Genomic DNA, 18493 nt, shown 5'->3' with positions numbered 1-18493 from the left:
AACCGCGTATCGCGCGGTTTCTCGGCCCTCGGTCCAGGCCGTGCCTGGTCCGGGGTGCAGGGGGCGGACAGCCCCCTGCTGGGGTGCGGGGCAACGCCCCGCGCATCCTCCTCAGCGAACGCGCGGGATGCGTGCTCCTTCGAGTGCGAGGAGCCGCGCCTTCGTCTGCACGCCACCCGGCGCTGAAAAACCCACGGCGGCCCCGGCTGCGCCCAGGATCCGGTGGCAGGGCACCACGATCGGGATCGGGTTCTTCGCGAGCGCTTGTCCCACGGCGCGGGCGGCTGCCCTCGACTTGCCGAGGCGCGCTGCGAGCTCGCCGTACGTCACGGTTTGGCCGGACGGAATGTCCCGCGCGGCCTCGTAGACGGCCCGGTAAAACGGCGACACGCGTTCGAGATCGAGCGGCACCTTCGAAAAATCTTGCGGCGCGCCGCCGAGGTGCGCTGCGACGAGGCGCATCACGTCCTTCACCCATGCCGGCGGCTCTCCGCGCACGGCGCCGGGCGCGCTCGCCCCGATCCACGCGATCGTCTCCTCCTCTCGTTCGCTCGGCAGCGCGAGCGCGAAGATGCCTCTCGGACTCCAGGCCACGACCACGCGACCGAGCGGCGTGTCGAAGGGTTCGAACCCCAATCCGTCCATAATGGTGCTTCCTACCAAACCCTGACCGGAGCGTCCACGACGGTCTCACCGCCGGTGCCTGGTCACAGATGAATGCAAGGCGTCGCCCCACCGGCTTGCCGGTCTGTCCCGGTCATTGCCGTGCGCGTGCGTACGGGGGCTGCGCGGCGCCCCCCTCGACGACCGCTCGTCTTTGCGCGTCCGTCGTCGCGACATTCCTCGGCGAGGGGCTTTTTCTGCCCGGGCTTTTTCGGTGCTCCGTCCTGGATTCACGGGTTCGTCGGTATGGGGCGTGCTTATGCATTCCCGTGATGTGGGGTATACCATCGGGCGTAGCGACGTCGGGTATTCCCGGAATTCCCTGATGGCGGGCAGCCATCGAATTCGTCAGCATTCGAGGTTCATGCTGGACTCATTTCGAGGGTCACAGGCCGGCGCACGGGGCGCCGATCGAGCTTCCAGAGGAGGGCGCAGATGACGCGGTCCAGGGTTCGGCTGGGTGGGAATCGTTTGGGGTCTCCAATCGGCGCGGCTGTGGCGGTCGCTCTGGTTCTCCAGACGCAGGCGCCTTCGGCCGCGCCCTCGCATTGTGATTTTCTCGCGCGTGTCGCGGAGACGCCGGGGTACCCGGACGGCATCGTGCTCCGCAAGAGCCGCGTGTATGTGGCCGGTCCGGCGCTGGGCGCCGACGCGGGCGGTGTCCCGTCCGAGATTGCGGTCTTCCACGAGAAGAGCGGGGCGCAGCTCGACACGATCCCCATCCAGGGGGAGGACCTCGCTGCGCCCCACGCGCTGACGGGCCTCACCATCGACGGCAATGGGCGCCTTTATGCCGTGAGCTCGCAGCTCGGCGTCCTCCGGTTCTCCGAGAAGAAGCACGGGACGTGGCATCAATCGGTGTATGCCGGGCCATTCCCCGACGTCCCTCCCTGTGATCCGGCGAGTCCCGTGGATCTTTGCTCGCCCACCACCCTCGAATTGCCGCCGATGCCGAGCGACATCGCGCTCGCGAAGGACGGCTCCGCGTACGTGACCGACGCCGCGCAGGCGACGATTTATCGAATCCCGCCGGGCGGCGGCGCGCCCAAGATCTGGCTCCAGAGCGCGAAGCTCGCCGGCTTTTACGACCTCCAGGGCGCGCGGGGGATCCTCGTCAGCGCCGATGGCAAGAGCGTCTACGTGACCGTCGCATTCTCCGCCGACGCGCCGTGGGAGGGACGCATTTACAAGATTCCGCGTGTCCCTATCCCCAGCGAAAACGACATCACGCTCGTGCACGTCTTTCCGAATTTCGAGGCGCCTTCGGGCATGGGCCTCGGCGAGGACGGGGCGCTCTTCGTGGCGCTCTCCATCACGAACGAAATCGTGGTCGTGAAGCCCACGGGCGGCGAGCTCGGCCGGTTCTCCGCGGCCACGAATGACGAGATTCCCCTCGATGGGCCGGCGCACGTGGCGTTCGACGGCAGGGGCGGGCTTTACGTGACGAACCAGGCGGTCGCCAGCGGGGGGCTCGAGCATTTCGCGGTGGTTGAAATCGACGTGAAGGATCGGGGCTCCAAGATCCCCCCGCCGAAGTTGCCCTGACGAGAGGACAAACCCTCCGCGGAAAAACGTTTTTCTTGGTCCCTCGGCGCACGCGTGGTAGGGGCGTCCTGTGTCCCTTCCCCTGGGTCTGCGACCGTGCTAACCTCTCTGCATCATGGGCAGCGCGGCGTGGCGGCTCGGGGTGGAGGATTCGGACGATCCCACGTTTTATCCCGCGTTCGACGACATGGGTGAAAGCGCTCTCCAGCGCCTCATGACCGAGCTGCTTCGCCCCTTGATCGCGCGGTTCCTCGCCGAACGAGGCATCCAGGCCTTCGTGGGCGCCGACCAGTTCATCTACTGGATCAAGGGGAACCCAAAGGCCGTGGTGGCGCCCGACGTGTACGTGATGCCGGGTCTCCCGCCCGACGTGGCCCCCCGGTGCTGGAAGGTCTGGCAGACAGGCGTCGCGCCGAGCTTCGCGCTCGAGATCATGTCCGAGGAAGACGAATCCAAGGACGCCTCCGAGTCCCCGCTGCGGCACGACGAGCTCGGCACGCGGGAGCTCATCGTATTCGACCCCTACGTCGACGTTCGCTCGGGCCGCACCCGTTTCCGTGTCCATCGGCGCGACGAGCACGGCAAGCTCGTGTTGGTCGAGGCGACGAACGCGGATCGGGTCCGGAGCGAGGTGCTCGGCTGCATGCTGCGTGCAGTCGGCGGCGGTGATGCCATGCGGCTTCGCCTGGCCGTGGACGCCGAGGGCGAGGCGTTGTTCCCGACGGAGGCCGAGGAGGCCGCGCGCAAGGCGCAGGATGCGGAGCACAAGGCGCAGGCGGCACGCGAGGCGGAGATCGCGGCGCGCGAGACGCTCGAAGCGGAGCGCGTGGCCCGGCGGAACCTGGAGCTCGAACTTGCCCGGATGCGCGCGGAGATCGAGCGGCTGCGACGCTGACGCCCGCCGATCTCTCGACCCGCCCCGCGACCTTTTGGTACGCTCGGCGAATCATGCGCGCGCCGCTTTCCCCCGCGACCCCGGGAGCCCTGCTCGCCGCGGCGTCCCTGTTCGTCCTGTCCGCTTGCGCTCCCACGCAGGAACGTTGCGCGGACGCGGCCACCGCTGCGCCCGCGGGAACGGCCGCGACCGCGCCCGCGCTCCCACGCGCAGGCAAAGGCGAGTTTTTCCTGGGCAACGCCCGCGAGCTCGTCGAGAAAAACCCGATCGGGCCGGACGAGAAGACGAAGCTCGTTCCGCTTTTCGAGAACGCCGATCACACGGTCAACGTGATCCAGACCCGTGGGACCGTGCCGCTGCATTACCATGCCGAGCACGACGAATTCGTCGTGATCCTGGAGGGCAGCGGGACGTTCACGGTCGAGGGGCAGACGCGCGTGGTGAAGGCAGGGGACGTGCAGGTCATTCCCCGCGGCGCCGTGCATTCCTACGTGCACGAAGGGCCAGGCGTGACCGTGGTCGTTTCCACGTTCTCGCCGAAATTCGATCCGAAGGATCGAATCATGGTCGACGCCCCGCCACCCTGCCGGTCGCCGAAAAGCGTCGCGCCGGGGTTTCACCCCGGACCCCGACCAGGGGTTGTCCACCCCTGGACCCGGACCAGGGCAAGCCCTGGACGCGGGGCGACAGCGCGCGATGCGCGCTGTCGACAGGGAAAACGTCCCCAGCACGTACGGCAGTGCAGCTGTCTTGGTTGGCAACGCCGCTCGTGGTCTTGCCACAGGCCCGTCCGAGAAACCGCGCATCGCGCGGTTTCTCGGCCCTCGGTCCAGGCCGTGCCTGGTCCGGGGTGAAGGGGGCGGACAGCCCCCTTCTGGGGTGCGGGGCAACGCCCCGCGCGGTACAAGGCGGCATGGATCCGCGACCCATTCCCCTCGAAGGACGCCACGTCCGCCTGGAGCCCCTCACGCTTGCGCATGCGCCTGCGTTGCTCGCTGCGCTCGCGGAGGACGCGTCCATCTGGCAGTGGATGTCGATCGAGCCGCCGCTCTCGCTCGAAGCGATGGAGACGCACATCAGATCGGCGCTGGACGCGCAGGCCTCCGGTGGGCAGGTCGCGTTCGTGCAGGTCAGCCTCGCGGATGGGCGCGCTTGCGGCGCGACGCGGTACCTCAACATCAGCCGGACCGATCGTGGTCTCGAGATCGGCTGGACCTGGATCGGCAAGCGCTGGCAACGCACGGCGATCAACACGGAGGCGAAGTTCCTCCTCTTGCGACACGCGTTCGAGGTGCTCGGCGCCGCGCGCGTGCAGCTCAAGACCGACGCGCGGAATCTGCAATCGCAGGCCGCGATCGCGCGCATCGGCGGCGTGCGCGAGGGTGTGCTGCGCAAGTACCAGAAGACGCGCGGCGACTTCCTCCGCGATACGGTGATGTTCAGCATCATCGACGACGAGTGGCCTGCCGTGAAAGAGCGGCTCGTCGCGAGGCTCGGCGGCTGATCAGATCGCCACGGCGAGCTGTTTGCCCGGCTCGAAGCGCACGGGCAAGCGCGCCGGGCCGTGCACGTGGAGCGCCTTGCGGGGCTGCCATGGCGCATCGCTCGCGGGCGCGAGGCCGCGCAGGCGCGAGAGAAGATCCGGGATCGCGACCTTCGCTTCGAGCCGGGACAACGAGGCGCCGAGGCAGAAGTGGATCCCGTGGCCGAAGGCGATGTGCGGGTTCGGGTCGCGGCCGACGTCGAAGGTGTCGGGGTCCTGGAACTGCTTCGGATCCCGGTTCGCGGAGCCCATCAGCAAGAGCACGAACTTCCCGGCCGGGATCGTCTGTCCGTGGATCATCACGTCGCGCTTCGCCGCGCGGAACACCATCGACACGGGCGTGCGGTACCTCAAAACCTCCTCGATCGTCGTGGGCAAGAGGCGCGCGGGATCGGCCTCGAGGCGCGCAAGCTCGTCGGGGTGCTCGAAGAACGAGAGGATCGTATTGCCGAGGAGGTTCGTGGTCGTCTCGGTGCCGGCCACGAGCAGGAGCTGGAAGAAGCCGAGGATCTCCTCGCCCGTCAATCGTTCCCCGTCCACCTCCGCCTCCACGAGCCGCGTCAAGAGATCGCCCTTCGGCGCCTTTTTCCGCGCCGTGCAGAGGTCGTCGACGTAGGCGTGCATCTCCTCCTTGAGCGCGGCGTGCTCCGCGACCGCGCGCGTCGCAGCCTCGCCGCCCGACATGGTGTAGCTGAGGTTCAGGATGATCTCGCTCCAGCGCACGAAGCGCGGCCGATCGGCGACCGGAATGCCGATCATCTCCGCGATCACCATCGTCGGCAGGGGCTCGGCGTAGTCCTTCACGAGATCCATCTCGCCCCGCTCGATCACCCCGTCGACGAGCTCGCGCGAGAGCTCGCGGATGCGGGGCTCGAGGTTCGCGATCGAGCGCGGAGTGAACGCGCGCTGGATGATGTTCCGGAGCAACGTGTGTCGCGGCGGATCCGAGAAGACGAGCCAATCGGGGGTCGGCCCGGTCTGCGTGGTGACGATGGAGCTCCACGTGTCGTGATCGTGGAGCGCGCGCTTGACGCCCTCGTAGTCGAAGATCATCCACAGGTCGAGCGGCGGGACGTGGAGCACCGGCGCCTTCGCGCGCATCTCTGCGTACAAGGAAAATGGATTGCGGCGCGTGTCATCGGTGAACAGGTCCAGCATGATCGGCCAAGGCCCGGTATAAACGGGTTTTCGAGGGCCGTGCGCCGACGAGGATCCTGGATCGAAGTCGGGGAATCGACGTATTCGGCTACGGTGCCGCCTCTTGGGAGGCGCTGCGCTGGGGCTTTGCCCCAGGCCCCACCGGGGCTATCCGCCCCTGGACCCGGGGCCTGCGCAAGCGCTGGACCCGGGGTCGATGAACTGCGCGATGCGCAGTTCATCGAACAGGCCAGGTCAAGACCCGCGACGACCCTGCCCATCAAGACCGCGGCGTTGACGATTCAACAGGCAACGTGCCCGTCGCCATCGTGGAACGCACCTCCATGATCTTGCCACCGACCTGTTGGAAGAACTGCGCATCGCGCAGTTCTTCCACCCCGAGTCCAGGGCTTGCCCTGGTTCGGGTCGAGGGGCGAACAGCCCCCGCGGGGTCCGGGGCAGCGCCCCGGCGCGGCGGCCCCACGGTGACGGGGAGGCGCTCGTCATCCGGAGGTCGCGAGCGCTGCGAGGCCATGGTGCATGCGGGAAAACGTGTTCTGGTGCGCGACGAGCGTGATGGCCGCGAGGATCGCGGGATCGTCGAGGCCGTGCGCGTGGAGCGCTGCCGCATCCGCGGCGGAGGCGGCCCACGGCGTGCGCGTGAGCTTCGTTGCGTACGCCGCGAGGGCGCGCTCGCGAGGATCCCGCGCGACCGCGTCCTCGTAGCGGGCGACCGCGCCGGCATCACACAGCTCGACGGCAGCGGCGCGGGCGAGGAGCCGGCGCTCGTGGCGCGAGAGCAGCACGTCGCGCTCGAAGTGATACGCGTGCCACTCTTCGAGCAGCCCCTGGGCAAACGCGCGGCGGGGGAACACGGGCACGCGCGAGCCGTCGACGGCGGGATTCCAGTCGCTCGGCGGCGGACGCGGCAGGGCCTCGCGCGTGGGATCGATGGTGAGGCGCGGCAGCGGAGACTCGTAATCGAACGTGATGCCCGTGCCGTCCGCGACACGCGTGTAGTAGTTGAAGAACGCGGCGACGCAGATGGCCTGCTCGACGCCGTCCTCGGACAACCCCACGGCGCGGAGGTGGTCGAGATCGGCGGCGTCGATGGACCACGGCGCCTCGGTCATGACGACCGCGAACCCGGCCAGGGCGCGCTGCCGCGGGGAAGCGCGCGGGAGGTCGGTTCCCGTCACGACGTCCGCGGCGAGGGCCTCATCCTGAGAAGCGGCACGCAGAAACTCTGCGTGAGCTGACGTTCAGTAAAAGCACTGGTTCGTCCGCGAGGCGGACGTGGCGATGAGCTCACGCTCCGCCCAGGAGAGCCCGTCGCCCCGGTGGAACGTGCCGGTCGCGGCGAAGGTGATCCGGAGGAGATCCGGGTCGAGACTGTGCGCGCGGTGGATGCCGGCCGGTCCGCCGTGCGGCGCACGGTAGACCGCGGGGATCGGGCGCGACAGCACGGCATCGTAGACGGCGCGGAGGGGTGCGTCCGCTTCGTGGGCCTCGACGATCCGGATGTGGGGCATGACAGGAGGCTATCATGGATCCCGAGGCGGAGTGAAATCCGGACGCGGACGCCGAAACGCGAAGCGGTGGAGCGCGGGACGATTCCCATGTCATTCTGGCAATGACGGACGCACGATTCTCGCGCGCGTGCTATGCGCGTGCCGCGCCGAACCTGTCATGTAGAACATGCCATGTAGAACGCGGGGGGAAGAACGGGGGAACTTTGGGCGCGAAGAACCGATAACGGCTCGGCCGCCTCGATGGGCAGCACGAACGTCCTCATCGGGGATGGTGACGGACGGGAAGGTTCGTGTAAGCTGCGAGCACTTCGTTCCTGGGAAAGGACCTGGACGGGCGATGGACTCCAAGGAGATGCTTGACAAACGGATCGTGCTGGCAACGAGCACCGACAACATGCTCGGCATGGTGCTCGACGGCGCGCTCACCCACCTCGGCCAGGCCTACGGGGTCGCGAAGGTGAACACCATCCGCACGCAGGTGATGGGGGACAAGACCATCCGCTCGTTCTTCTGGTACCCGGTCACCTCGCTCCTCAAGGTCGCGCGGCGCCTGGTCGACGACCCGAGCCTCGGCCTGACCTGTGACGAGGTCATGACCGGCTGTGGCCAGCACGCCTTCAGCTCCCTGCTCGAGTCGCCCGTGGGGAAGATGCTGGCCCGGTTCGGCCAGGGCAACCCGCAAGCCCTCGTCGCGAACGGCCCCTATGCCTATACCCTGGCCGTGAGCTTCGGCGAGCGCGAGTACTCGAAGACGGGCGAGCGCTCGGCCGACGTGGTCTTCACGCGCGACCTCTTCGGCCCCGCCTTCACCGTCGCCGTCTACAAGGTGGCGTACAAGCTCGTGAGCAACGTGGACGCCACCGTCACCGCGACCATCTCCAACGACGCCGGGACCGACTTCACCGTCCACTCACGGTGGTGATTCCATGCTCGGGCGGTCGCCACGCTTGCGGACCAAGAGGAGGTGGAGGCAGCCGGTGGGGTCCGTCCAGACCTCCGCATCCTCGACGTTCGGCAGCCCCGAGGCCAGCCCCAGCATGTCCGGCACATCCCTGTAAATGAGGTACCAGTCCATCGCCGCCTCGATGAAGCGGCGCATGGGATCGTGGCCGTTGAAGTTCCCCAGCGCCAAGAGGCCCCCCGGCGCGAGGTTGAGCCAGAGCCGCGCCGTGAGCGCCGTCGCGAACCGGGGCGAGAGGTAGTCGTACAAGCCGATCGAATAAATGAAGTCCTGGTCGCCGGGGACGAGGGTGGCCTTGCCGCGGATGAGCGTGAAGACCGAGCCGGACCAGGTGCGCACGTGGGCAGGATTCATCCGCTTGCCGAGCGCCGTGACGGCCGCATACAGGGCCCCCTGGTCCTGGTCGAGCAGCGTGACGCCGTCGAACGGCGTCGTTGGCACCACTTCGGAGAGCTCCGAGGCCGCGCCCGATGCCACGTTCATGACGTAGCGAGCGCCCCGGTTCCACTCGTCGTGGAGCAGTGACTTGAGCTTCTCCCGGCGGTTCCGGACCGCGACGAAGCCGGGCTGCTCGAGCACCCATCGGTCCATCCAGCGACCGAGGGTCGTCTCGCCCTTGGGGACGTTCTTATACACGTCGTCCATCATCAAGAAGTCGCCGGCGTAGCCCCGAGGTTTGGCGAAGCAGCGATGGATGATGGGGCTCTGCCAGAAATAAGTGCCCAGGACCTCCTGGAAGCGGCGCTGGGCCGGGGAGTTACGCAGGAGGCCGGAAGGCCCGAGGGCGTCGCTCGCCTCCCAGATGCCGCGCAGCATCTCCCCGAGCCGGGCGCAGTCCTCCGGCGACGGGGGTAGCGCGCTCCGTGGCGACGCCTCGAGCTCCCTGCACCATGCGGCGAGCTGGGCGAGCCGCCGCTCGCAATCCATCGAGATGGGCGGCCCTTGGACCTCCTCGTCCTCCGGACCGAATGATCTTCGAGCAGCGTGCTCCCCCGCCGCGCGCTCCTCGGCCCCCTTCGCGATGCTTTCCCTGGCAAGCTGCTGGGACATGGCCGGGCTCCTGTCGTTGTTCTCCGAACTGACGCAGAGCATCGCCGAAAAACGCCCTCGCTGACAACCCTTCAGGTACTCGACGCACGAAGGACACGTTTGGGTGAGTCCGGCCACGCGAACCCCGGGGCCTCAGCGGCCCTCGACGCCGTTCGCGGGAACGTAAGCGGTTCTTTGGCGACGAACCCGCCGCGCAGCAGGGCCACAGGGCGCAACCTCGGGGCGCGCGGGCAGGCGCTTCAGCGAATGAACTCGGCCGAGGGGTGTGCCCGCGGGAATTTGCGCAGGTATTCGAAGAAACGCGCGAGCGCCGTGTCGCTCTTCGTCAGGGCGCCAGGCCGGAAGTGGACGCCCCGGAGGATGGGAGCGTCGTCCGCGAGGATTTGCCGCTGCACGCCCATCGCGAAGTCGAGCAGCTCCTTCTGCGACGCCGCATCGCCCTCGGATTTCCTCGTGGCCAGGACGTAATACACCTTCGTGCGCCCCGGCGCCGGCATCCCGAACGGGGCGATGTATCCATACCAGCGGCCGTTGAAGAAGCTGCTCTGATAAAAGATCGTCGTCCCGAAGATCCCCACGCGGAACGTGACCCGCGGGCCCGCAGGGTGGATGCCGTCGAAGTCGTACATCATCGAGTGGTCGGTGAGGACCATGTTCTCGGCGGGCTCGCCCTTGTCGAACTTGAAGCCGTGCACGACGCGGATGTGCTGCACATCCGGCGTATTGCAGCAGACGACCCAAGGATCGACCGGAAAGACCTCGTCGTGCGCCTCGACCCGGAAGACGAGATCGTCGTCGGGATAAGGGAAATCCGGGAGATCGAAGAGCGGGGTTTCGCCGTTGAAGACCCAGATCATCCCGTACCTCTCCACCGTCGGGAAGCGGAAGAGGCAAGCGCCGGGCGGCGGCGGGTCGCCGGGGCCGGTCTTCAAGCAGGTTCCCTCCTGGCTGTACTCCCAGTGGTGAAACGCGCAGCGGATGGCGTCCCCAACGACCGATCCCGCGGCGAGATCAGCGCCAAGGTGCGGGCAGTAGGCGCTGAGCGCTTGCACCCTGCCGCTCTCGCCGCGAAACACCACGATGCGCCCGTCGAGGAAGCTCGTGCCGAGAATCGTCCCCGGTGAAAGCTCGCTCGACATGCAGACGGGATACCACGATTGCGTGAATACCCCGCCCTCCCCTTCGGCCGGGATCGGTTTGCCGAGGAGTCTCCTCCTCGCGCCGACCGCCGGGCCCGGTCCCCCATGGCTCTTGGTGTCCATCGTACGTCGTCTCCGTCCTTCGTCCGTGATGGCCGATTCAATGCGGGAATGCCGCGCTTCGAGTAGACGGGACCGCCAAGGCGCGTGTCAAGCAACGCGGGGGGCCGTTTCGCTGGGGCTTTGCCCCAGACCCCACCGGGGCTGTCCGCCCCTGGACCCGGACCAGCGCAAGCGCTGGACCCGGGGTCGATGAACTGCGCAACGCGCAGTTCATCGAACAGGCCGAGGCAAGACCAGGAGCGACGCTGCCAACCGAGAGCGCCGCGACGTGTCGACCGGCAACGTTGTCGCTGGTCTTGCCACCGGCCTGTGGGAAGAACTGCGCATCGCGCAGTTCTTCCCCAAATGGTCCAGGGCTTGCCCTGGTTCGGGTCGAGGGGCGAACAGCCCCCGCGGGGTCCGGGGCAGCGCCCCGGCGCGACGCCTCGCGATGAGACCAATGCTCAGATGCAAGGAAGCTCGGCTCAGGCGAGGCGCCGGAGGCAGAGCCGCAACCCGTCGCGCAGGTTGGCGCGCGTCTCGATCCCGCGCAGATCGACGCAGGAGGAGACCAGCGTGCGGGCGGCGCTCGCGTGGAGCCCCGTGATGAGTGCCCGCGCGCCGAGCAGCTCCACGGCGCGCCCGATGCGCACCAGCAATTCGGCCGCCTGCCCGTCCAGCGTGTCCACGCCGGTCACGTCGATGATTGCGAAGTGCGTCGCCGAGCTCGCCACGCGCGAAAGCAGCCGCTCGGTGATCTCCGCGGCCCGCGGGCCGTCGAGCGCGCCGATGAGGGGCAATGCCAGGACCCCGTCCCAGACCTGGAGGATGGGCGTCGAGAGTGCCTGGATGAGCTCTTTCTGGCGCTCGATGAGGGCATGGCTGTGCGCGAGCATCTCCGCCTGGCTGCGCTCGCGCTCGCCGCTCAAGGTCACGATCTCCGCATGCGCCTCCTCGAGCGCCCGGGTCCTGTCCTCCACCTTGCGCTCCAGGCTCGCGTAGAGCAGCGCATTCTCGATGGATATCGCCATCTGCGTGGAGAGCATCCGCAAAAGCTCCACGCGATCGGGCGTGAATGCGAAGGCGGCGAGCTCGTTCTCGAGATAGAGCACCCCCACGATCCCCCCGCGCTTGCCCACCGGCGCCGCCAGGAGCGACCGCGCCTTGCCCTGCGCGAGCCAGCGATCGCCGGAGAACTGCTCCGCGCTCGCCGCGTCCCCGAGGACCACGCTTTCGCCCGTCCGCGCCACGTAATGCACGATTCCCGTGGGCAGATCCTCGCGCGTCTCCAGGGGCACGCCCGCGAGCAGGGTGACCTTTCCGCGCTGGAGCTCCTCCTCGGCCTGGATCAAGAGATCGTCATTCTCTTTGAGGATCAAAATGCCCCGCGTCGCTCCGGCGCTCTCGAGGGCGATCCGCAAGAGCCTCTCGAGCAGGCGCGAGAGCACCACCTCGCCGGAGATGGCTTGCATGGCCTTGATGGCCGCGTGCACGTCGAGCGCCCGCGCGCTGCCGTCCTCCGCCCCTGCGCTGGCGCCCACGTGCGGCCCGCGGGCGGCGCGCGGCATGAGCGCGAAGAAGCTCTTTTCGAGGCGCTCCGTCACCGAGGCCGCCCCCCATTGACCGTAGAGCGCGTGCGCCTCGTGGAGGTACGTGCGCGCGACCTTCGGCTTTCCGAGGCGCAGGTGATAACGCGCGCACAGCTCGTTGCCGAGCGCCTCGTCCTGCACGAAACCTCCCGCGGCCGCCGCCGCGATGCCCTCATCGTAGAGATCGACGGCCGAAAGGCGCTCGCCGCGGGCCCGGGCAATCTCGGCGCGCAAGAGGAGCGCGCGGTGCCGGTGGTTGTCCGGGCACAGATCGGCCCAGCAAGAGAGCTTTTCGGCGGAGGCCTCGGCGCGGGCCAGGTTTCTCGCGCGCATCTCGGGTGCGGCCTCTTCCGCGGCCAGCAGCAGCGCCAGGGAGGCATAGAAGTGATAGACGACGCTCACGTGCCAGCTCACGACCGAGGGGATGTCGGGCTCGGCCCCGAGGGCCACCTCCGCCGCCTCGGCGTAACGGCCCTGGAAGACGTCGTGCATGATGGTGAAGTTATCCGCGAAGAACAGCACGGCGCGGTTGCCCATCGCGGTCGCCGTGCTCCGGACGGCGTCGATGTCGAGCCAATCCCCCAAAAGCTTGTCGCTCTGCGCGGACGGGGTGGAAAGGTTCTGCGCGATCTGGGCGGCGGCGTTCACGATCCAGGTGAAGCCGCCGGAGACGTCGAGCTTGCACACCGGCGCGAGCGCCGCCGCCTCCTCGAGGACCTCCGCGAGACGCGCGCCCGAGAGCAGGCTGTTCGTGGGGATGTTCGTCGCATTGTAAAAGGCCCAGACGTACTGGCCCGTCTCGAGGCCCACGTGCACGCCCCGCGGGAAGTTCTCCTTGTACTTCGAATAGGGCTCCTTCCAGTGCTGCACGAACGCGCCCCACATGTTGCAGAGCATCGATTCGGATTTCTTCTCCGGATAACGCTCGCTCACCCGCACCGCGAGCTTTCCGAACTGGTAGCCGAGCTCGATGTCCCCCCGCACGCAGAGGAACATCCCGAAATTCACGAACGCATAGATCGTGTGCTTCGACAGCCCGTGCGCGAGCGCCTGCTGCACCATCTTCGCCACCGTGATCGCGTGGTTGTTCGGCGAGACGAAGTAGCAGGGCGAGAGCATGTCCTCGAGCACGTCCTGGAGGGCCATGATCTCGGGATCCGCGAGGAGCGGCAGATCGACCAGCGAGTCGATGGGGCGGCCCTCGAGCGCGGCGAGGGTCGCGTCGAGCTCGGCGCTGCTCGCCTCATCGCTCGGAAAGCGCGGCAGATGGATGCCGAAGGGCTCGAGCGCGGCGAGGCCCTCATCGAGGGCGGCGAGGAGATCGTTCGTCAAAACGTGGGCGTTCATCACGAGCCGCCGGACCTGGGTGCGCTCGAGGCGGCTCCGGGCGTGCGTGAAGGCCTGGCCGAGCGTCTCCCGCGCCTGCGCGTGACGCTCGCACAGGGCCTCCATCTCGCCCTTCTTCATGAAATAGCGGAGCGCGAGATCGTAGTGGGCATCCCAGGCGTCCGCGGGGAGCAGGACGATGCCGTGCTCGAGGTAGCGGAGAGCGGCTGGGAATGCGGCTGCCCCCCCGGCGCGCTCGGCGGCGGCGAGGTTCATTTTGCAGAGCGTGAGGAGCTCCTCGGCCTCCAGCACCAGCGCGCGCGCGCTGTTCAGGTGGCCCGTGGCGTCGAACAGGCTCTGCGCGTCGCTCTTCTTCGAGAAGAGGCGCCCGATGTGCAGGTGGAGCGCGGCCCGCTCGTCCTCGGCGAGCATCGCATAGGCGGCCTCCTGGATCTTGTCGTGGGTGAAACGGTATGAATCGCCGGCGCGCGCCACGAGCCCTGCCTCGAGGGCCGGGGCGAGGCGGCCGTACGCCTCCTCCGGCGCGCATGCGGTGACGATGCTGAGCGTGCAGAGCTCGAACGGGCTGCCAATGGCGGCGCCGATCTCGAGCGCCTCCTGCGTGACCCGGGGCAGGTGCCGGATCGCGTCGAGCATCAAGTCCACCACGTTGGCCATGTGTGGCATCGCGGCGATCGCCTCGAGCGAGCTCCAGCCGAGCGATCCGTCCGGTCCGGGCGTGAGGGCCCCCTTTTCGTGGAGCGACCGCAAGAGCTGCCGCACGAAAAATGGATTGCCTCCCGTCTTTTGCAATACGAGCTCGGCCGCGCCCTCGGGGCTCGGCGCGCGCAGGCTGTCCGCGAGCAGCTCTTTGACGTGCTCGAGCCGGAGCGGGCCGAGCACGATCTCCCGCAGGCCGAGGCCGCCCTTTCGCAGCTCCGCGAGTGTCGTGCGGAGCGGGTGCGTGACATTCACCTCGTTGTCGCGGTAAGCGCCCGTGAAGAAGAGAGCCTCGATGCTGTCGTCGAGCAGGAGCGTGGTAAGCAGGCGCAGGCTCGCCGCGTCGGCCCATTGCAGGTCGTCGAGGAAGAGCACCAGCGGATGGGCGCGCCGGGCGAATACCGAGACGAACCTCCGCATCGCGAGGGTGAATCGATTCTGGGCCTCGACGGGCCCGAGGGCCGGCGCGGGCGGCAGCTCGCCGAGGACGTGCGCAAGCGAGGGGAGCACCTCGCAGACGACGGACGCGTTCGGGCCGAGCGCGGCGAGGAGCGCCTCTTTCCACGCGCGCACGCGTCCTTCGCTCTCGCATAGGATTGTCCGGACGAGCCCGTCGAAGGCCTGGAGGATGGCGCTATAGGGCGCCTCGCGGTTCAACTGGTCGTACTTGCCCGTGATGTAATAGCCCCTGGCCCGCGCGAGCGGCTTCAAGATCTCCGCGACCAGCGAGGATTTCCCGACGCCCGAGTAGCCCGAGACGAGCGTGATCTCGCGCGCCCGGCCGAGCACCCGCTCGAAGGACGCGACGAGCTCCGCGACGTCGTTCTCGCGCCCGTAGAGCTTGTTCCGGAGCAGCAGGCGGGCGTTTTCGTGCAGCACTCCGAGGGGGAATTCGTCGATACCGCCATCGGGGCGGAGCCGCTGCCGGCACGCCTCGAGGTCGGCGAGGAGGCTCTTCGTGCTCTGGTAGCGATCCTCGGGGTTCTTTTCGAGCAGCCGGAGCACGATCGCCTCGAGCGGCGGCGGCACGTCGAAAGCGATCTTGGAAGGCCGCTCGGGCGCGAGGGCGAGGTGCGCGTGGATGAGCTCGAGCGGGTCCCGGGATCGAAATGGCAATTGCCCGGTGAGGAGCGCATAGAAGATGACGCCCAACGAATAGAGGTCGGAGCGCTCGTCGACGCCGCGGTTCATGCGCCCGGTCTGCTCGGGGGCGAAGAAGGGCAGGGTCTCGGCGACGAAATGCGGTTCGTAAAGTGCGTCATTTTCGCGGCTCAGCGCCGCATCCGTGCCGAAGCTCGCGATGGTGGGGCGGCCGCTCGCGTCGACGACGATGCTCGCCGCCGAAAGCCCCCGGTGCACGACGCCGGCCGCGTGTATCGCGCCGAGCGCCGTGGTGAGCGGGATGGCGAGGTCCAGAATCGCGCGCGCGGAAGCGGGCGACTTCAGGCGGGCTGACAGGGGCTCGCCCTCGACCTCGGCGAGGACCATGGCCATGCCCTCGCCGGTCGGCTCGAAGCCATGCACGCGCACCACGCCAGGGGCGCGCAGGCGCGACAGGCGTTGATAGTCGTGCTTGAAGCTGGCGACGTCAGCGACGCGATTGGACTCGGCGCGGAGCACCTTCACGCGCACCGGAAGACCGTCGCTCTCCCTGCGACCACGAAACAGCCGTGACATCGCAGTCCTTGCGAGCTCTTCCGTGATCGTTACTTCTTCCAGCCGGGTCATGTCGATGCCTCACATGCCCCCCCCGTTTGTCGCCGAACTCCCAGGCTATACGCCACGTGGGATCCGCGTCAATCATTGCGGCGAACGTGCAGGCGCGAGCACGCACGCAGGATGCGTCGGCACGTTGACACGTGCTCGCCTCGCTCGGAAAAGGACGTGCACGAATATCAAGAGATACGGGCGCTCTGGTGTTGGCCCGACATTTCGAGCATTGAGACGCACGCGAGCAGGCACCATGCGCGCAACCATCGAAAGCTGGTGCGTTGCGAACGAGAGGTCCTCGCGAGGCTTTCACCGCCGCCGAACCGTCCGATACCTACGGCACCTGAATTGCACCACGGATGCCCGAGGTTCACCGACGCTGCGTTGGCACGCTGTGCCGCGATCGAAAGGAAGGCAAGCATGAGCACTCTGTATCAGATGGGGCGCGCTCTCCGATTCGGGTTCGTCCTTTCGCTTGTGACCATGTTCGTCCTCGTGAATGGCTGTGCTTCGGAGGATGTCGTGGAGGAATCCGAGCCATCCACGGATCTGGCCACCGAAAACCTGGTGAGTGTGCCCCCCTCGGGCCAGTGGACATGCAAGATGGCAGGGTTGTACCTGTCCACGCTGGTGGTCTTTCCCGATGGACAGTGCAGCATCGTCCTGCCAGAGTCCTTTGGCTCATCGCGGATGTATTGCTCGGGCTCATCCCCTTTCCTGTCCTGCCCGGATTGCGAATCGCTCAGGGGAGGATGCTCTCTCCGGCCGTAGCGCTCTCCGGTGTGACAGCCGTGCATGGTCCGAAGCGAAATCGCCCGGGGCTCGCGGATACCGCGGGCAGACGCCACGTTTCTACGGATTTCCGAAATGAGGCCAGACCCGTCGCACACAAGTCGGGACGCCTCTGATCACGACGCACCTCTCCCCTCGACGGCACGTAACGCCATCGCAAGGACCAGGGCGGGGAACACACATAGGGCGGTCCATTGGCGCCATGCATACCTGTCCTGGAGGACAGACGACTCCATCGCAGGGATCAAACTGCGCTGCACGTGCCGGTGCGACGCGCACCATCACCAGGAGTGAGGCTACCAGTGCGATGGCAATCCGCTTCCTCTGCAAGCAATCCAGTACGATCGCCGTCATCGCACGCCGGGTCGTTCTCATGGCTGCCCCTCCTTCCTCGTCAGCCGCCTGACGACCTCATGGAGTGCGAGGAGCGGAGGTGCAAGAGGGTGAGAATCGCCCTGCGCGGGCCCGCCGGCGGCTCGTGCCAACGCCCCCGCGATTGCATCATCCTATCGAACTTGGAAAACGGTTGTGGACCCGGCGGCCGTTCCCGTAACCTCCTCCGCTGGGGCTCGACGCTACCGTGCCCCGAGAGGACTTCATGAAAGAAGCTGAGGCGAGGCAGATCATCGAGGCCTATTTCCACGCGGCAATGAAGGAGCCCGATATCCGGGTCTTCACCGCTTTTTTTGCGCCCGATGGCGTCCTCGAGGATCCGGTGGGGACGCCGCCGCTCCGCGGGCGTGAGGCGATTGCAAGCTTCCTGGAAGCAGGCAAGTCGAAGCTGGGGCCCTCCGAGATCGTCGTCCGGGAGATCATCACCTGCGGCAGCGAGAGCGCGGTGCGCTGGTCGGGCGACCTCTTGACCAAGCGAGGGGAGCGCCTGAACATCGAGGGTATCGGGGTCTTCACCTTCGACGAGCAGAACAAGCTCCGCCACGTCAGGGAGTTTTATGACGTGGCAAAGTTGCTCGCGATCTTCTCCTGAGCAGGCCGCGGCACCTCCGCGCGCACCGACCTGTCTCCGCTCCCCTTCCAAGACCACCTCCCCGCGCGCCGCCCTGTCTCCGCTCCCCTTCCAAGACCACCTCCCCGCGCGCCGACCTGTCTCCGCTCCCCTTCCAAGACCACCTCCCCATCCGGGGACCTGTCTTCGCGCCCCTTCCAAGACCACCTCCCCGTCCGGGGACCTGTCTTCGCGCCCCTTCCAAGACCACCTCCCCGCGCGCCGACCTGTCTCCGCTCCCCTTCCAAGACCACCTCCCCGCGCGCCGATCTCCCGTTGCGCCCTTTCCAAGACCACCTCCCCGCGCGCCGACCTGTTTCCGCTCCCCTTCCAAGACTACCTCCCCGCGCGCCGATCTCCCGTTGCGCCCTTTCCGCGCTCTTTGGCTGGCTGAAGGGCGAAGGGCCATGCATCCTCCGTGGAGGAGGGGTCCGGCAGGCCCCCGGAAGAAACACGGGTCTCATCTGGGAGGCGCTGCGCTGGGGCGTTGCCCCAGGCCCCACCGGGGCTATCCGCCCCTGGACCCGGGGCCTGCGCCAGCGCTGGACCCGGGGTCGATGAACTGCGCGATGCGCAGTTCATCGAACAGGCCGAGTCAAGACCGGCGAAGGCCCTGCCAACCAAGACCGCTGTGACTGGCAACGCTACTTCTGGTCTTGCCACCGGCCCGTGGAAGAACTGCGCATCGCGCAGTTCTTCCAACCCGAGTCCAGGGCTTGCCCTGGTCCTGAGCATTGGTCTCATCTCGCGAGCCCATTCTCCCTGAGCACCCGTAGCATCTCTGCT

At 67.7% G+C, this 18493-nt stretch carries 13 protein-coding genes; 6 read left to right on the top strand and 7 right to left on the bottom strand.

Annotation, left to right across the window (positions count from 1 at the left end):
• Positions 1-111: 111 nt before the first annotated feature.
• A complete protein-coding gene (locus tag KEG38_RS53255) occupies positions 112-645 on the bottom strand; it encodes a methylated-DNA--[protein]-cysteine S-methyltransferase (RefSeq protein WP_272428731.1) in 534 nt (177 codons plus the stop codon).
• A gap of 513 nt (positions 646-1158) precedes the next feature.
• On the opposite strand from KEG38_RS53255, the gene KEG38_RS53250 reads away from it, so the two are divergent.
• The 4 genes from KEG38_RS53250 (at position 1159) to KEG38_RS53235 (ending at position 4607) form a co-directional block, all read left to right on the top strand.
• A complete protein-coding gene (locus tag KEG38_RS53250; protein ID WP_272428730.1) occupies positions 1159-2208 on the top strand; it encodes an SMP-30/gluconolactonase/LRE family protein in 1050 nt (349 codons plus the stop codon).
• Between the two features lie 115 nt (positions 2209-2323).
• Positions 2324-3103, top strand: coding sequence for a Uma2 family endonuclease (locus tag KEG38_RS53245; protein WP_272428728.1), 780 nt, complete (start codon positions 2324-2326; stop codon positions 3101-3103).
• A gap of 53 nt (positions 3104-3156) precedes the next feature.
• Positions 3157-3957 carry a cupin domain-containing protein gene (locus KEG38_RS53240; protein WP_272428726.1) on the top strand — a complete coding sequence of 267 codons (801 nt, stop codon included), beginning with the start codon at positions 3157-3159 and terminating at the stop codon, positions 3955-3957.
• Positions 3958-4016: 59 nt separating this feature from the next.
• Complete coding sequence (locus KEG38_RS53235) at positions 4017-4607, top strand: GNAT family N-acetyltransferase (protein ID WP_272426430.1); 591 nt, start codon at positions 4017-4019, stop codon at positions 4605-4607.
• On the opposite strand, the gene KEG38_RS53230 is transcribed toward KEG38_RS53235, so the two are convergent.
• The 3 genes from KEG38_RS53230 to KEG38_RS53220 form a co-directional block, all read right to left on the bottom strand.
• Positions 4608-5807 carry a cytochrome P450 gene (locus tag KEG38_RS53230; protein WP_272426433.1) on the bottom strand — a complete coding sequence of 400 codons (1200 nt, stop codon included), beginning with the start codon at positions 5805-5807 and terminating at the stop codon, positions 4608-4610.
• Positions 5808-6286: 479 nt separating this feature from the next.
• Positions 6287-6982 carry a carboxymuconolactone decarboxylase family protein gene (locus KEG38_RS53225; RefSeq protein WP_272426428.1) on the bottom strand — a complete coding sequence of 232 codons (696 nt, stop codon included), beginning with the start codon at positions 6980-6982 and terminating at the stop codon, positions 6287-6289.
• Positions 6983-7045: 63 nt separating this feature from the next.
• Positions 7046-7315, bottom strand: coding sequence for a carboxymuconolactone decarboxylase family protein (locus tag KEG38_RS53220; protein WP_272426426.1), 270 nt, complete (start codon positions 7313-7315; stop codon positions 7046-7048).
• 337 nt (positions 7316-7652) lie between these two features.
• Between KEG38_RS53220 and KEG38_RS53215 the strand changes: the two genes are divergently transcribed.
• Positions 7653-8237, top strand: a complete 585-nt coding sequence (locus KEG38_RS53215) for a TIGR02265 family protein (RefSeq protein ID WP_272426424.1) — start codon at positions 7653-7655, stop codon at positions 8235-8237.
• On the opposite strand, the gene KEG38_RS53210 is transcribed toward KEG38_RS53215, so the two are convergent.
• The 3 genes from KEG38_RS53210 to KEG38_RS53200 form a co-directional block, all read right to left on the bottom strand.
• The gene (locus KEG38_RS53210) at positions 8226-9326 is read right to left on the bottom strand and encodes a class I SAM-dependent methyltransferase family protein (protein ID WP_272426422.1); all 1101 of its coding nucleotides are present in this window, start codon (positions 9324-9326) and stop codon (positions 8226-8228) included. The genes KEG38_RS53215 and KEG38_RS53210 overlap by 12 nt on opposite strands.
• Before the next feature lie 239 nt (positions 9327-9565).
• The gene (locus KEG38_RS53205) at positions 9566-10588 is read right to left on the bottom strand and encodes a Rieske 2Fe-2S domain-containing protein (protein ID WP_272426421.1); all 1023 of its coding nucleotides are present in this window, start codon (positions 10586-10588) and stop codon (positions 9566-9568) included.
• A 464-nt stretch (positions 10589-11052) separates the two neighbouring features.
• On the bottom strand, positions 11053-15930 hold the full coding sequence (locus KEG38_RS53200; RefSeq protein ID WP_272428531.1) for an AAA family ATPase: 4878 nt from the start codon (positions 15928-15930) through the stop codon (positions 11053-11055).
• A 1372-nt stretch (positions 15931-17302) separates the two neighbouring features.
• Here KEG38_RS53200 and KEG38_RS53195 point away from each other — a divergent pair.
• The gene (locus KEG38_RS53195) at positions 17303-17689 is read left to right on the top strand and encodes a nuclear transport factor 2 family protein (RefSeq protein ID WP_272428533.1); all 387 of its coding nucleotides are present in this window, start codon (positions 17303-17305) and stop codon (positions 17687-17689) included.
• Positions 17690-18493: the final 804 nt, after the last annotated feature.

It is taken from the genome of Polyangium jinanense, from assembly GCF_028435265.1.
Taxonomy (GTDB): Bacteria; Myxococcota_A; Polyangia; order Polyangiales; family Polyangiaceae; genus Polyangium; species Polyangium jinanense.
Note: the sequence above shows the minus strand (reverse complement) of the source record. Positions and strands in the feature narration are given on the sequence as shown.